This window comes from Nocardioides sp. (assembly GCF_035576065.1).
Classification (GTDB): Bacteria; Actinomycetota; Actinomycetes; order Propionibacteriales; family Nocardioidaceae; genus Nocardioides.
Map to the genome: position 1 here is coordinate 136,493 of NZ_DATLWX010000018.1, position 14,470 is coordinate 150,962.

At 69.6% G+C, this 14,470-nt stretch carries 14 protein-coding genes; 13 read left to right on the forward strand and 1 reads right to left on the reverse strand.

What is annotated here, in order from left to right; genetic code table 11:
- The first annotated feature begins 10 nt into the window (after window positions 1-10).
- The 12 genes from hisI (at window position 11) to pyk (ending at window position 13,808) form a co-directional block, all read left to right on the forward strand.
- Complete coding sequence (gene hisI, locus VNJ48_RS10160; protein ID WP_325601679.1) at window positions 11-364, forward strand: phosphoribosyl-AMP cyclohydrolase; 354 nt, start codon at window positions 11-13, stop codon at window positions 362-364.
- Complete coding sequence (locus VNJ48_RS10165) at window positions 357-959, forward strand: Trp biosynthesis-associated membrane protein (RefSeq protein ID WP_325601681.1); 603 nt, start codon at window positions 357-359, stop codon at window positions 957-959. Before hisI ends, VNJ48_RS10165 begins: the two co-directional genes overlap by 8 nt.
- 35 nt (window positions 960-994) lie before the next feature.
- On the forward strand, window positions 995-1,195 hold the full coding sequence (locus VNJ48_RS10170) for an HGxxPAAW family protein (protein ID WP_297740126.1): 201 nt from the start codon (window positions 995-997) through the stop codon (window positions 1,193-1,195).
- Between the two features lie 4 nt (window positions 1,196-1,199).
- Complete coding sequence (locus VNJ48_RS10175; protein ID WP_325601685.1) at window positions 1,200-1,604, forward strand: DUF2752 domain-containing protein; 405 nt, start codon at window positions 1,200-1,202, stop codon at window positions 1,602-1,604.
- Window positions 1,605-1,647: 43 nt separating this feature from the next.
- Window positions 1,648-2,430 carry an indole-3-glycerol phosphate synthase TrpC gene (gene trpC / locus VNJ48_RS10180; protein WP_325601687.1) on the forward strand — a complete coding sequence of 261 codons (783 nt, stop codon included), beginning with the start codon at window positions 1,648-1,650 and terminating at the stop codon, window positions 2,428-2,430.
- The gene (gene trpB, locus VNJ48_RS10185) at window positions 2,427-3,719 is read left to right on the forward strand and encodes a tryptophan synthase subunit beta (RefSeq protein ID WP_325601689.1); all 1,293 of its coding nucleotides are present in this window, start codon (window positions 2,427-2,429) and stop codon (window positions 3,717-3,719) included. The genes trpC and trpB overlap by 4 nt, the downstream gene beginning before the upstream one ends.
- Window positions 3,716-4,540, forward strand: coding sequence for a tryptophan synthase subunit alpha (gene trpA, locus VNJ48_RS10190; RefSeq protein ID WP_325601691.1), 825 nt, complete (start codon window positions 3,716-3,718; stop codon window positions 4,538-4,540). Before trpB ends, trpA begins: the two co-directional genes overlap by 4 nt.
- Entirely contained in the window at window positions 4,533-5,147 is a 615-nt protein-coding gene (locus VNJ48_RS10195) for an SCO family protein (protein ID WP_325601693.1), read from the forward strand. The genes trpA and VNJ48_RS10195 overlap by 8 nt, the downstream gene beginning before the upstream one ends.
- On the forward strand, window positions 5,147-6,028 hold the full coding sequence (gene lgt, locus VNJ48_RS10200; protein ID WP_325601760.1) for a prolipoprotein diacylglyceryl transferase: 882 nt from the start codon (window positions 5,147-5,149) through the stop codon (window positions 6,026-6,028). The genes VNJ48_RS10195 and lgt overlap by 1 nt, the downstream gene beginning before the upstream one ends.
- A 140-nt stretch (window positions 6,029-6,168) precedes the next feature.
- The gene (gene gltB, locus VNJ48_RS10205) at window positions 6,169-10,761 is read left to right on the forward strand and encodes a glutamate synthase large subunit (RefSeq protein ID WP_325601695.1); all 4,593 of its coding nucleotides are present in this window, start codon (window positions 6,169-6,171) and stop codon (window positions 10,759-10,761) included.
- 71 nt (window positions 10,762-10,832) lie between these two features.
- Complete coding sequence (locus VNJ48_RS10210; RefSeq protein WP_325601697.1) at window positions 10,833-12,290, forward strand: glutamate synthase subunit beta; 1,458 nt, start codon at window positions 10,833-10,835, stop codon at window positions 12,288-12,290.
- A gap of 69 nt (window positions 12,291-12,359) precedes the next feature.
- Window positions 12,360-13,808 carry a pyruvate kinase gene (gene pyk, locus VNJ48_RS10215; protein ID WP_325601699.1) on the forward strand — a complete coding sequence of 483 codons (1,449 nt, stop codon included), beginning with the start codon at window positions 12,360-12,362 and terminating at the stop codon, window positions 13,806-13,808.
- Between the two features lies 1 nt (window position 13,809).
- Here pyk and VNJ48_RS10220 read toward each other — a convergent pair whose 3' ends face one another.
- On the reverse strand, window positions 13,810-14,190 hold the full coding sequence (locus VNJ48_RS10220; RefSeq protein WP_325601701.1) for a hypothetical protein: 381 nt from the start codon (window positions 14,188-14,190) through the stop codon (window positions 13,810-13,812).
- Window positions 14,191-14,211: 21 nt separating this feature from the next.
- Between VNJ48_RS10220 and VNJ48_RS10225 the strand changes: the two genes are divergently transcribed.
- Window positions 14,212-14,352, forward strand: a complete 141-nt coding sequence (locus VNJ48_RS10225) for a hypothetical protein (protein WP_325601703.1) — start codon at window positions 14,212-14,214, stop codon at window positions 14,350-14,352.
- Window positions 14,353-14,470 lie beyond the last annotated feature (118 nt).

The following is a 14,470-nucleotide window of genomic DNA, read 5'->3' on the forward strand; positions in this document are numbered from 1 at the left end:
TACTTGGGGGGTGAGTGCCCTCGACCCTGCCATCGCTGCACGTCTCAAGCGCACCCCCGACGGGTTGGTGCCGGCGATCGCTCAGCAGTGGGACACCGGCGAGGTGCTGATGCTGGGGTGGATGGACGACGAAGCACTCGCACGCACCCTGTCGACCGGACGGGCGACGTACTGGAGCCGCTCTCGGAGCGAGTACTGGGTCAAGGGCGACACGAGCGGCCACGTCCAGCACGTGCGTGAGGTGCGCCTCGACTGCGACGGCGACACCCTCCTCATCAAGGTCGACCAGGTGGGGGCGGCCTGCCACACCGGCGACCGCACCTGCTTCGACGCGGACCAGCTCGAGGCCCAGGTCGATGGCTGAGCGGAGTCGGACCTTCGGCCCGGTCCTGCTGTTCGGGCTCGCCAGCGGGGTCCTGGCCGCCGTCGCCGGGGCACGGCCCTGGGTGACCGGGTCATCCGGCAACATCGACACCTCCACCACGCGCGGGGCCGCCACCATCGACCTGAGCGGGGTCCGGGAATCGCCCCTGGCCGGCGCGTTGGCCCTCGTCGTGCTGGCCTGCTGGGGCGTCATCCTGGTGACCCGTGGTCGGGTGCGCCGGGCCGTGGCGGCGCTGGCCGCCGTGGCCTCGCTCGGACTGCTCGTCACGACCGTCCTGGCCATCCGGTCGCTGCAGGACGCACTGAGTGAAGCGCTTCTCGCCGCCTCTGGCGTCGACAACGCGGTGCTGGGAATCACCGGCTGGTATCCCGCAGCGCTGGTCGCCGCCGTCATCAGCCTCGTCTCCACGGTGGCCGCGGTGCGCTACCTGCCGACCTGGCCGGAGATGGGCTCGCGTTACGACGCCCCTGCGGGGGACTCCCCGACGGAGGTCGAGCCCGAGGGCAACCTGGAGCTCTGGAAGGCCCTCGACGAGGGTCACGATCCGACGGCGTCCGAGCGACCCCTAGACTGACCGCGATCCAGTCGGCACCACGAGGAGCACTTCACATGGCGGACAACCACGGCAACACCCCGGCGGCCTGGACTGCGGTCGCAGTGGCGCTGCTCGGCTTCGTGGTCGGCGGCATCGCGCTGATGCTCTCGCCGGTCAACATGACGCTGTTCTGGGTGGGCGTGGCTCTCGGCCTCGTGGCGTTCCCGCTCTTCCTGATCCTCTCGAAGCTCGGTTTCCACACCGAGCACCACTGACACGGTGGGTCCGCGAGCCCGCCGGCTCGCCTCGCCTCTCGCGGTCGGCGCTGGAGCAGCGCTCACCGCCCTCGCGTTGCGCCTGCGCGACCCGCACGTGTCCGGGAGCTGGGGCCTGTGCCCCACCAAGCTGCTGACGAGCCTCGACTGCCCGATGTGCGGGGCTCTGCGTGCGGTCAACGACCTCACCCATCTCGAGGTCGGGGCCGCGTTGTCGAGCAACCTCGTCCTCATGCTGGCGATCCCCGTGATTCTGGTCCTCTGGCTCCGCAGGCTGCGGGCCTGCTGGCGTGGGGGTGAGGCGATGCGGCCACTCACGGTTCCCACCTGGGCCTGGGTCGGTGGCCTGGTCGTGCTGGCGGTCTTCACCGTCGTGCGCAACGTGCCGGGGTCCTGGCTCGCTGCTTGAACCACCCGCCGGTCAGTTGGTGTCGCAGTGAGAGGGTATGGGCATGTCCGTGCTCGATGAGATCATCGCCGGCGTCCGCGAGGATCTCGCCGTTCGCGAGGCCGCCACGTCGTTGACCGACGTGCGCGCCGCCCTGGCCGACGTCGACCCGCCGTACGACCCGATGCCGGTCTTCCGCGGTGCCGGATCGAGCGTGATCGCCGAGGTGAAGCGCAAGAGCCCGAGCAAGGGCGCGTTGGCCGACATCCCCGACCCCGCGGCGCTTGCGACGGCCTACGCAGAGGGAGGCGCTGCCGCGATCTCGGTGCTCACCGAGCAGCGACGCTTCGGCGGCAGCCTCGACGACCTGCGCGCGGTCCGGCAAGCCGTGGACACTCCGCTGCTGCGCAAGGACTTCATCGTCACCAGCTATCAGCTCCTCGAGGCACGGTCGGCCGGTGCGGACCTCGTGCTGCTCATCGTTGCCGCCCTCGACGACGACGACCTCCGACGTCTCCACGACGAGGCCCGCGAGCTGGGCCTGACCGTGCTGGTCGAGGTCCACGACGAGCACGAGGCCGAACGCGCCGTGGCCGTCGGCGCCGAGCTGATCGGCGTCAACGCCCGCAACCTCAAGACTCTTGCGGTCGACAACGACACGTTCGGCCGGCTCGCGCCCCTCTTCCCCGAGGACCGGGTCCTGGTCGCCGAGTCGGGCATCAACGGCCCCGACGACGTGGCCCGCTTCGTCGGCGAGGGTGCCGACGTGGTGCTGGTCGGCGAAGCGCTGGTCAAGGACGGTGACCCGGCCGCTGCGGTGCGGGCCATGACAGGAGTGCACAGATGAGCGACACGCAGGTCAGCAGGTACGACGCGAACGAGCGCGGCTTCTTCGGCGAGGACTGGGGCGGCCGGTTCATGCCCGAGGCGCTGGTGGCTGCTCTGGACGAGCTGACCGTCGCCTGGCACGACGCGATGGCCGACCCGGAGTTCGTGGCCGCGTTCGAGAAGATCTGCCGGGAGTACGCCGGCGCTCCGAGCCTGCTCTACCACGCGGAGCGGCTCTCGGCGCAGGTCGGCGCCCGGGTCCTGCTCAAGCGCGAGGACCTCAACCACACCGGCGCCCACAAGATCCGCAACGTGATGGGCCAGGCCCTGCTGACCCAGCGCATGGGCAAGACGCGCGTCATCGCCGAGACCGGCGCCGGCCAGCACGGCGTCGCCAGCGCCACCGCGGCTGCCTACTTCGGCCTGGACTGCACCGTCTACATGGGCGCCGTCGACACCCGGCGCCAAGCGCTCAACGTCGCGCGCATGCACCTGCTCGGCGCCAAGGTGATCCCGGTCGAGTCCGGGAGCGCCACCCTGAAGGACGCCATCAACGAGGCCTTGCGTGACTGGGTCGCCAGCGTCGACCACACGGCCTACCTCTTCGGCACCGCCGCGGGTCCGCACCCCTTCCCGAGCATGGTGCGTGACTTCACCCGCGGGATCGGCGACGAGGCGCGCCAGCAGTGCCTCGACCAGTACGGCGTGCTGCCGGACGCCATCGCCGCGTGCGTCGGCGGCGGCTCCAACGCGATCGGCCTGTTCACCGCATTCCTCGACGACGACAGCGTGGAGATCCACGGGTTCGAGCCGGGTGGCGACGGGGTGGAGACCGGCCGGCACGCCGCCACGATCCATGCCGGTGACACGGGCGTGCTGCACGGAGCCCGCACCTACGTGCTCCAGGACGAGGACGGCCAGACCATCGAGTCCCACTCGATCTCGGCCGGTCTCGACTACCCCGGCGTGGGCCCGCAGCACGCCCACCTCGCGGCGATCGGGCGTGCGGCGTACGCCCCGGTCACGGACGCGCAGGCCATGGATGCACTCGCCCTGCTGAGCCGCACGGAGGGGATCATCCCGGCGATCGAGTCGGCCCACGCGATCCACGGCGGCCTCGAGGTCGCCCGGCGACTCGGTGCCGAACGTGGACCGGACGCGACGGTCCTCATCAACCTCTCCGGCCGCGGTGACAAGGACATGGGCACCGCGATCGAGTGGTTCGGCCTGGGAGACCCCGATGAGGTCACCGCCGAGCCGGTGGGGGACCCCGACACCGACCCGCGCGCAGAGGAGGTCGAAGCATGAGCACCACGTCGGCATTCGACACCGCACGCACCGAGGGCCGCGCCGCGCTGGTGGGCTACCTGCCGGCCGGCTTCCCCAGCGTGGACGGCTCCATCGAGGCGATGCGCGTCATGGTCGAGGCCGGGTGCGACGTCATCGAGGTGGGCATGCCCTACAGCGACCCGGTGATGGACGGACCCACGATCCAGGCCGCCGCACAGCAGGCCCTCGAGGGCGGGGTCCGCACGACCGACCTGATGCGCGTCGTCGAGGCCGTCGCCGCGACCGGTGCGCCCACCGTCGTGATGACCTACTGGAACCCCGTCGAGCACTACGGCGGCAGCCGCCGGACCGGGCGCAGTGGCGTCGACCTGTTCGCCGCCGATCTCGCCAGTGCCGGGGGAGCGGGACTGATCACGCCCGACCTCACTCCCGACGCGGGCGGTGAGTGGATCGCCGCAGCCGACGACCACGACCTCGACAAGGTCTTCCTGGTGGCCCCCAGCTCGACGCCCGAGCGCATCGCCATGACGACGGCTGCCTGCCGCGGCTTCGTCTACGCCACCGCGGTCATGGGCGTCACCGGGGCACGCGCCACCACGAGCGACCTCGCGGCGCCCCTGGTCGCGCGCACCAAGGAGGCCACCGACCTGCCGGTCGGCGTGGGCCTGGGAGTGAGCAACGGCGACCAGGCTGCCGAGATCGCGGCGTACGCCGACGGTGTGATCGTGGGGTCCGCCTTCGTCCGCGTGCTGCTCGACCACGCGGACGACCCCGCCGGAGGGCTCAAGGCCCTGCGCGCGCTCACCGAGGACCTCGCGGCGGGAGTGCGCCGTGGGTAGACCTGCACTCCTCGTCTCGGCCCTGCTCGGTCTGTCGCTGCTGAGCGGATGCGGGTCCTTCGAGGCCAGCACGGGAGACCATGAGATGACCGGCACCCTGCTCGACCCGCACTTCGTGGTCAAGGACGCCGCCCTCGTCGCGGAGTCCGGCTCGGCGTACAGCCTGGTCAAGGACACCGACAAGGACCTGACGCTGGTGTTCTTCGGCTACACCCACTGCCCCGACATCTGCGGGATCGTCATGTCCAACCTCGCCTCGGCCACGGCACGGCTCAGCGACGAGGAGCGCGCGGACGTCGACGTCGTGTTCGTGACCACCGACCCGGCGCGTGACACCCCCGAGGTGGCGGCCGACTACGCGACCAACTTCGACGAGAGCTTCATCGGCGTCTCCGGGGACCTGCAGACGATCATCGACGTCGCCAAGCCCCTGGGCATCGCCGTGGAGAAGGGCAACAAGCTGCCGAGCGGCGGCTACGAAGTCACCCACGGCACCCAGGTCGTCGCGATCGACGCCGACGACGAGGGCGTCGCCTACTGGAGCCAGGACGTCTCGTCGGCGCAGCTGGCCGCCGACATCCAGCACCTGTTGAGGGAGGCGGCGTGATGCTGACCTTGATCACTGTCCTGAGCATCCCGAGCCCCAGTCAGGGCACTTGGGAGATCGGACCCCTCCCGCTCCGCGGCTACGCACTGTGCATCATCGCCGGCATCATCGCCGCGATCTGGATCGGCGAGCGTCGCTGGGTCGCGCGCGGTGGCACGGCTGGCGAGGTGTCGGACCTGGCCGTGTGGGGGGTGCCGTTCGGCCTCGTCGGCGCTCGGCTGTACCACGTGCTGACGGACTGGCAGCTCTACTTCGGTGAGGGCGAGAACCCGGTCACCGCCCTCTACGTCTGGCGCGGGGGACTCGGCATCTGGGGCGGCATCGCGATGGGCGCCCTCGGCGTCATCATCGGCGCCAAGATCCGCGGCATCAAGCTGCTGCCCCTGCTCGATGCCATCGCCCCCGGCGTGCTGGTCGCCCAGGCGCTGGGCCGCTGGGGCAACTGGTTCAACCAGGAGCTGTTCGGGCGTCCCACCGACCTGCCCTGGGCGCTCGAGATCGACGAGGAGCATCGTCCCAGCGCCTTCTTGGACCAGCCGACGTTCCATCCCACCTTCCTGTACGAGTTCCTCTGGTGCCTGGCTGCCTTCGCGCTGATCATCCTGCTGGACCGTCGCCTGCAGCTCAGTCACGGCCGCGTCGCCGCGCTCTACGTCATGACCTACACAGCGGGCCGCTTCTGGATCGAGTCGCTGCGCATCGACGAGGTGCAGCTCTCCGATGTCTCCGGGCTCCGCTTCAACCAGTGGACCTCTCTGGTGTTGTTCGCCCTGGCCACGGCCTACTTCGTGTGGGCCGGCAGGCGATCGTCGGGGCGCGAAGAGGTCGTCTACACCCGACCGCCCGTCACCGAGGACGAAAAGGAACCGTCTGCGGACTGAGATTGCTGTCTCACCCCCTGACCGTCGCGGTGTTAGATTCGTCGTGCTCGGGCCAACGTCGTCCCCTGCCGATCGCCATCAGCTCGCCCTCGTGCGTCCCTGACGCTCACGAGTGCACACGACGACGGGAGAACGCCGAGATGCACGCCTTCCCGCCGCCTGCAGCCGAAGCCACTTCGGGACTACTCGCAGGCCCCCAGGCACAAGGTCTCTACGACCCGCGCCACGAGCACGACGCGTGCGGCGTGGCCTTCGTCGCCACCCTGACCGGCGTCGCCAGCCACGACATCGTGGCCAAGGCACTCACTGCGTTGCGCAACCTCGATCACCGCGGCGCCGCCGGCGCCGAGACCAACTCGGGCGACGGCGCGGGCATCCTGATGCAGGTCCCCGACGCCTTCCTGCGTGCAGTGGTCGACTTCGACCTTCCCGCTGCCGGCAGCTACGCGGTCGGCACCGCCTTCATGCTCGGCGGCGCCGACTCCCTGGCCAAGACCACGGCGCAGATCGCCCAGCTCGCCGGCGAAGAGGGTCTCGACGTCCTCGGTTGGCGCGAGGTGCCGATCGAGCCCGACATCCTCGGCGCCACGGCCAAGAGCGTGATGCCGACCTTCCTGCAGCTCTTCGTCGCCGGCGCCACCAAGCGCGTGGGGGGTATGGCGCTGGAACGGCTCGCCTTCTGCCTGCGCAAGCGCGCCGAGCGCGAGGCCGACGTCTACTTCCCGTCACTGTCCGGGCGCACCCTGGCCTACAAGGGGATGCTCACCACCGACCAGCTCGACAGCTTCTATCCCGACCTTCGCGACGAGCGGGTCGCCTCGGCCCTCGCCGTCGTGCACTCCCGCTTCTCGACCAACACCTTCCCGAGCTGGCCACTGGCGCACCCGTTCCGGTTCATCGCCCACAACGGGGAGATCAACACCGTCATGGGCAACCGCAACTGGATGCGGGCGCGGGAGGCACTGCTCGACAGCGACCTCATCCCCGGCGACCTCGATCGGCTCTACCCGATCTGCACGCCGGGCCACTCCGACTCCGCGTCCTTCGACGAGGTGCTCGAGCTTCTGCACATGGGCGGTCGGTCGCTTCCCCACTCGGTGCTGATGATGATCCCCGAGGCTTGGGAGAACCACACCGAGATGGACGCCAAGCGGCGCGCCTTCTACGAGTTCCATTCCTCGATGATGGAGCCGTGGGACGGCCCTGCGTGCGTGGTGTTCACCGATGGCAGCCAGATCGGCGCCGTCCTCGACCGCAACGGTCTCCGCCCCAGTCGCTACTGGGTCACCGACGACGGCCTGGTCGTCCTCGCCTCCGAGGTCGGCGTGCTCGACCTCGACCCGGCCACGATCGTCCGCAAGGGCAGGCTCCAACCGGGCCGGATGTTCCTGATCGACACCGACGAGCACCGGATCGTCGAGGACGAGGAGATCAAGTCGGAGCTCGCCAGCGAGCACCCCTACGACGAGTGGCTCCACGCCGGTCTCATCCACCTCGACGACATCGTCGCCCGCGAGCACATCGTCCACACGCACGCCTCGGTGACGCGCCGCCAGCAGATCTTCGGCTACACCGAGGAGGAGCTGCGCGTGCTGCTGACGCCGATGGCGAACACCGGGGGCGAGGCGCTCGGCTCGATGGGGACCGACACGCCCATCGCCGTCCTGAGCGACAAGCCGCGACTGCTGTTCGACTACTTCGCGCAGCTCTTCGCGCAGGTGACGAACCCGCCGCTGGACGCCATCCGCGAGGAGCTCGTCACCTCGCTCAGCGGCACGATCGGGCCGGAGGCCAACCTCCTGGAGCCGACGCCCGCCTCCTGCCGGCAGGTCGTGCTGCCCTTCCCGGTCATCTCCAACGACGACCTCGCCAAGATCCGCCACATCAACCGCGACGGTGACATGCCCGGGTTCATCACCCACACCTCCCGCGGCCTCTACGAGGTGGAGGGCGGCGGCGCCTCGATGGCGAAGCGCCTCGAGGAGATCTGCGCCGAGGTGTCCCAGGCCATCGCCGGGGGCGCACGCATCATCGTGCTCTCCGACCGGCACTCCACCGCGGAGCTGGCCCCGATCCCCTCACTGCTGCTCACCGGCGCCATCCACCACCACCTCGTACGGGAGAAGACCCGGACCCAGGTCGGCCTCCTCGTGGAGGCCGGCGACGTCCGCGAGGTGCACCACGTCGCCCTTCTCGTCGGGTACGGCGCAGCGGCGGTCAACCCCTACCTCGCCATGGAGTCCGTCGAGGACCTTGCTCGTGAGGGCTACTACGTCAAGGTCGAGCCCGAGCAGGCCGTCACGAACCTCATCAAGGGCCTCGGCAAGGGCGTCCTGAAGGTGATGTCCAAGATGGGCGTGTCCACGGTCGCGTCCTACACCGGCGCGCAGATCTTCGAGGCGGTCGGTCTGTCGCAGTCCGTGGTGGACAAGTACTTCACCGGCACCACGTCCAAGCTGGGCGGCATCGAGCTGGACACGATCGCCGAGGAGGTCGCCAGGCGCCACGCTTCGGCGTACCCCCGCGGCGGCATCGCCCCCGCACACCGGGAGCTGCAGATCGGTGGCGAATACCAGTGGCGGCGAGAGGGCGAGCCCCACCTCTTTGATCCCGAGACGGTCTTCCGCCTCCAGCACTCCACGCGCACCGGCAGCTACGAGATCTTCAAGCAGTACACCGCCCGGGTCGATGAGCAGTCGGAGCGGCTGATGACGCTGCGCGGGTTGTTCCGCTTCAAGGACGGCGAGAGCACCGGCCGGGCACCGATCGGCATCGACGAGGTCGAGCCCGTCAGCGAGATCGTCAAGCGATTCTCGACCGGCGCCATGTCCTACGGCTCCATCAGCCAGGAGGCACACGAGACCCTGGCCATCGCGATGAACCGTCTCGGTGCCAAGTCCAACACCGGTGAGGGCGGCGAGGACGCGGACCGCCTCCACGACCCGGAGCGCCGCAGCTCGATCAAGCAGGTCGCCTCGGGACGGTTCGGGGTGACGAGCGAATACCTCACCAACGCCGACGACATCCAGATCAAGATGGCTCAGGGCGCCAAGCCGGGGGAGGGCGGCCAGCTGCCCGGTCACAAGGTCTATCCCTGGGTGGCCAAGACCCGGCACTCGACGCCCGGCGTCGGGCTGATCAGCCCGCCGCCGCACCACGACATCTACTCGATCGAGGATCTGGCGCAGCTCATCCACGACCTCAAGAACGCCAACCCGAGCGCCCGGGTGCACGTCAAGCTCGTCTCCGAGGTCGGGGTCGGCACGGTCGCGGCCGGGGTCTCCAAGGCGCACGCAGACGTCGTGCTGATCTCCGGTCACGACGGCGGCACCGGGGCCTCGCCCCTCACCTCGCTCAAGCATGCGGGTGGACCGTGGGAGCTCGGCCTCGCGGAGACACAGCAGACGTTGCTGCTCAACGGGCTCCGCGACCGCATCGTCGTGCAGGCCGACGGACAGCTCAAGACCGGACGCGACGTCGTGATCGCCGCACTCCTCGGAGCGGAGGAGTACGGCTTCGCCACCGCGCCGCTCGTCGTCTCGGGCTGCATCATGATGCGCGTCTGCCACCTCGACACCTGCCCGGTGGGCGTCGCCACCCAGAACCCGGTGTTGCGCCAGCGCTACAGCGGGCAGGCCGAGCACGTCGTCAACTTCTTCACCTACATCGCCGAAGAAGTGCGGGAGATCCTCGCCCAGCTCGGGTTCCGCACCCTCGACGAGGCCGTCGGCCAGGTCGGTTCGCTCGACGTCGAGCAGGCCGTCGGCCACTGGAAGGCAGCGGGCCTGGACCTGAGGCCGATCCTGCACCAGGCCTCCGTGCACGGTCAGTCCGGTCAGTTCGCCGACCAGGACCTCCGCAACACCAAGACGCAGGACCACGCCCTGGAGAAGGCGCTCGACAACGAGCTCATCCGGCTCGCGGCCCCAGCGCTCGAGCGGGGCGAGCCGGTGCGTGCGCAGGTCGCGATCCGCAACGTCAACCGCACGGTCGGCACCATGCTGGGCCACGAGGTGACCAAGCGCTATCGGGGCGCGGGTCTCCCGGACGGCACCATCGACATCACCCTCACCGGGTCTGCGGGACAGTCGTTCGGAGCCTTCCTGCCCCGCGGGATCACGCTGCGCCTCGAGGGTGACGCCAATGACTACGTCGGCAAGGGCCTGTCCGGCGGACACATCGTCGTACGCCCCGATCGCGGCGCCCTGTTCGACGCCAGCCTCCAGGTGATCGCGGGCAACACGATCGCGTATGGCGCCACGTCGGGCCAGATCTTCCTCCGCGGCACCGCCGGTGAGCGCTTCTGCGTCCGCAACTCCGGGGCAACCGCCGTGGTCGAAGGTGTTGGTGATCATGGCTGCGAATACATGACCGGGGGAGTCGTGGTCGTGCTCGGCCCGACCGGACGCAACTTCGCCGCCGGTATGTCCGGTGGCCATGCGTTCGTGCTGGATCTCGACGAGGGCCGGGTCAACCCGGAGCTCGTGGGCCTCGGCCCCGTCACCGGCGACGCTGCCGAGCGGCTCAAGGCCCTGGTCGTCCAGCACGGCGAGGAGACCGGCTCGGCGGTCGCCGCCACCCTGCTGGCCGACTGGGACTCCGCGTTGGAGCGCTTCACCGAGGTGCTGCCGCGCGACTACAAGCGGGTGCTAGAAGCCCGCGCGGAGGCCCTCGACGAGGGGCTCACCGAGGACGAGGCGAACGCCCGGATCATGGAGGTCCTCCATGGCTGAGGTTGCGAAGTCCATGGAAATTCAGCACTGCATGGCCGCCCTGGGCGCGCCGACGAAGGAGGCGTCGTCCCATGGCTGACCCGAAGGGTTTTTTGAAGCACGGACGGCAGGTCGCCACGCGCCGCGTCGTCGAGGAGCGCGTCCAGGACTGGAACGAGGTCTATCCCGACGGGATCGGTCGCGCGCTGCTGCCGATCATCGGGCCGCAGGCGGGGCGCTGCATGGACTGCGGCATCCCGTTCTGTCACCAGGGCTGCCCGCTGGGCAACATCATCCCCGAGTGGAACGACCTCGTCTGGCGCGACGACTGGGAGGGCGCGATCGAGCGCCTGCACGCGACCAACAACTTCCCCGAGTTCACCGGTCGCCTGTGCCCTGCTCCCTGCGAGACCGCTTGCGTGCTGGGCATCAACCAGGACCCGGTCACCATCAAGAACGTCGAGGTCTCGATCATCGACCGGGCGTGGGAGTCGGGCAACGTCCGCCCCCAGCCGCCGGAGTGGCTCTCGGGCAAGACCGTTGCCGTCATCGGCTCCGGTCCGGCGGGCCTTGCCACGGCACAACAGCTCACACGCGCCGGGCACACGGTCGCCGTCTACGAGCGGGCCGACAAGATCGGTGGACTGCTGCGATACGGCATCCCTGAGTTCAAGATGGAGAAGAAGCACCTCGACCGTCGCCTCGACCAGATGAAGCGGGAAGGCACCGTCTTCCGTGCCGGCGTCAACGTCGGTGCCGAGCTGACGGGACCGCAGCTGGTCGAGCGCTACGACGCCGTGGTCCTCGCCATGGGCGCGACCAAGGCGCGGGACCTGCCGGTGCCCGGGCGTGAGCTCGGAGGCATCCACCAGGCGATGGAGTTCCTGCCCCAGGCCAACCGGTCCTCCCTCGGCCAGGAGGTCGCGGGCCAGATCCTCGCCACCGGCAAGGACGTCGTCATCATCGGTGGCGGCGACACCGGTGCTGACTGCCTGGGCACCTCGATCCGTCAGGGTGCCCGCACGATCACCCAGCTCGAGATCATGCCGCAGCCGCCGCAGACGCGTCCTGGGACCCAGCCCTGGCCCACCTACCCGATGACGTTCCGTGTCTCGTCGGCCCACGAAGAGGCTGGCGACCGGGTCTTCGCCGTCTCGACGCAGGAGTTCCTGGGCGACGACTCCGGGAACGTGTCCGCGCTGCGCATCATCGAGGTCGACGCGAAGTTCCAGCCGATCGAGGGCACCGCGCGGGAGATCCCGGCGCAGCTGGTGCTCTTCGCGATGGGCTTCACCGGCCCCGAGCAGGAGGGTCTGGTCGAGCAGCTCGGCGTCGACCTGGACGCGCGGGGCAACGTCGTCCGCGATGCGACGTACGCCTCCAGCGTGCCCGGCGTCTTCGTCGCCGGCGACGTGGGTCGCGGGCAGTCGCTGATCGTGTGGGCGATCGCCGAGGGTCGGGCAGCAGCGGCCGCGGTCGACACCTACCTCACGGGATCCTCGACGCTGCCGGTGCCGATCAAGCCGCACGAACGCCCGCTCGGCGTCTGAACGACCACGTCGAGGAAAGCTTTCGAGCCTGGACGGGCATTGGATCGATCTAACCGCTAGGCTCAGCGCGTGCGTAGAGCGAAGATTGTCTGCACCCTCGGCCCTGCGGTGTCCACCTCCCAGAGCATCCGCGAACTCGTGGACGCCGGGATGGACGTCGCCCGTCTCAACATGAGTCACGGCGACCACGCCGAGCACGAACGGCTCTACCACCTGGTGCGGCAGGCCAGCGACGAGTCCGGTCACGGCGTCGGGGTCTTCGCTGACCTCCAGGGGCCGAAGATCCGGTTGGGCGAGTTCGCCGACGGCCCGGTCGAGCTCAAGACCGGCGCCACCTTCACGATCACCACCCGAGACGTGCTCGGCGACGTGAACGGCTGCGGGACGACGTACTCCGGACTGCCGGGCGATGTGGAGGCGGGCGACCCGCTGCTCATCGACGACGGCAAGGTGCGCCTGCGGGTGGTCGACGTCAACGGGACGGACGTGAAGACCGAGGTCGTGGTCGGGGGCAAGGTCTCCAACCACAAGGGCATCAACCTGCCCGGCGTGGCCGTGTCGGTCCCGGCCCTGTCGGCCAAGGACACCGCCGACCTTCGCTGGGCGCTCAGGATCGGTGTCGACTTCATTGCGCTCAGCTTCGTCCGCAGCGCTGCCGACGCCGAGGACGTCCGCGTGATCATGCGCGAGGAGGGCATCTCCGTCCCCGTCATCGCGAAGATCGAGAAGCCCCAGGCGATCGACAACATCGACGAGATCGTCGACGCGTTCGACGGGATCATGGTCGCGCGCGGCGACCTCGGCGTCGAGTGCCCCCTCGAAGACGTGCCGATCCACCAGAAGCGGATCATCGACAAGGCCCGCCGCAACGCCAAGCCGGTGATCGTCGCGACCCAGATGCTGGAGTCGATGATCACCGCTCCCGCGCCGACCCGCGCGGAGGCCAGCGACGTCGCCAACGCCGTGCTCGATGGAGCCGACGCGGTGATGCTCTCCGGCGAGACCAGCGTGGGGGAGCACCCCATCGTGGCGGTGCAGACCATGGCGCGCATCGTCACCTCGACCGAGGAGCACGGACTCAGTCACATGGCGGCCGTGTCCTGGCAGCCCCACACCCGCGGTGGCATCATCGCCAAGGCGGCGGCCGAAGTCGCCGAGGCGGTCGGTGCCGCGTTCCTGGTGGCGTTCACGGTCAGTGGCGACTCGGCCCGGCGCCTCTCGCGCTACCGCGGTCCCATCCCGATCCTGGCCTTCACCCCGGAGTCGCGCACCCGCTCGCAGCTGGCCCTGACCTGGGGGGTCGAGACCTTCCAGGGCGCCGAGGTCGAGCACACCGACGAGATGGTGCGACAGGTGGACGAGGCGCTCATCCACATCGGCCGGGTCAAGGAGGGTGACCTCGTGGTCATCATCGCCGGCAGCCCGCCCGGCATCCCGGGTTCGACCAACGCACTGCGGATCCACCGGATGGGCGACGCGATCAACGGCGCCGCGCCGGCCTATCGGCGTCCGCGCTGAGTCAGGACTTCGGTCCGATCAGCTCGTCCAATATGGCGACGGCCTCCCGCCGGAAGACCGAGATCGTCCATGGGCCCGACGCGCGCCACGACACCTCGACGAGGTCGAGTGCCCAGCAGCAGAGGTCGCGGATGTCGCCGGAGCGGTTGCTGAACTGCCACCTCGGGTAGTCGTAGCGTTTCCGCTCGCCGGCGACCACCCGTGTCGCCCAGTTGTTGACCCGGGCGCCGTCGGAGTGGAAGAGCCCGCGCAGGAAGTCGGCAGGGAACGCCGTCACGATGTCTCGCTGCCAGTCCTCCAGCACGATCGGGCGCTCGTGCTTGCGGCCGGCACCATGCTGAGGGAAGAGACTCGGCCAGTGCTTCCGATTGCCTTGCACCACGGTCGCTCCGGGAGCGCGGACGTGGAAGACGCCCCCACCAGGATGGACGGCGCCGACGAGGCGGGAGACATCACCGACAATCCCGAGGAGAGTCTTGCATCGCACGAGACCCGCAAGGTCGTGTGCGTGCCGTGGGTCGAGACACAGCCGTCGCCGAGGTAGAAGCCGAGGAGTGCGGCGTAGTCGGACCGCACGTGGGCGACGCGTTGTTGCAGGGAGCGCAGTCCGTCCGAGCCGGTCTTCGGGACAACATCCAGGAGCGGATCGTCGACCGCGCGAT

Excerpts from the sequence above, each read along its gene's own strand:
- trpC (WP_325601687.1), top strand. The coding sequence starts at position 1,648 with ATGTCCGTGCTCGATGAGATCATCGCCGGCGTCCGCGAGGATCTCGCC.
- VNJ48_RS10165 (WP_325601681.1), top strand. The coding sequence starts at position 357 with ATGGCTGAGCGGAGTCGGACCTTCGGCCCGGTCCTGCTGTTCGGGCTC.
- lgt (WP_325601760.1), top strand. The coding sequence starts at position 5,147 with ATGCTGACCTTGATCACTGTCCTGAGCATCCCGAGCCCCAGTCAGGGC.
- trpB (WP_325601689.1), top strand. The coding sequence starts at position 2,427 with ATGAGCGACACGCAGGTCAGCAGGTACGACGCGAACGAGCGCGGCTTC.
- trpA (WP_325601691.1), top strand. The coding sequence starts at position 3,716 with ATGAGCACCACGTCGGCATTCGACACCGCACGCACCGAGGGCCGCGCC.
- gltB (WP_325601695.1), top strand. The coding sequence starts at position 6,169 with ATGCACGCCTTCCCGCCGCCTGCAGCCGAAGCCACTTCGGGACTACTC.
- VNJ48_RS10210 (WP_325601697.1), top strand. The coding sequence starts at position 10,833 with ATGGCTGACCCGAAGGGTTTTTTGAAGCACGGACGGCAGGTCGCCACG.
- VNJ48_RS10170 (WP_297740126.1), top strand. The coding sequence starts at position 995 with ATGGCGGACAACCACGGCAACACCCCGGCGGCCTGGACTGCGGTCGCA.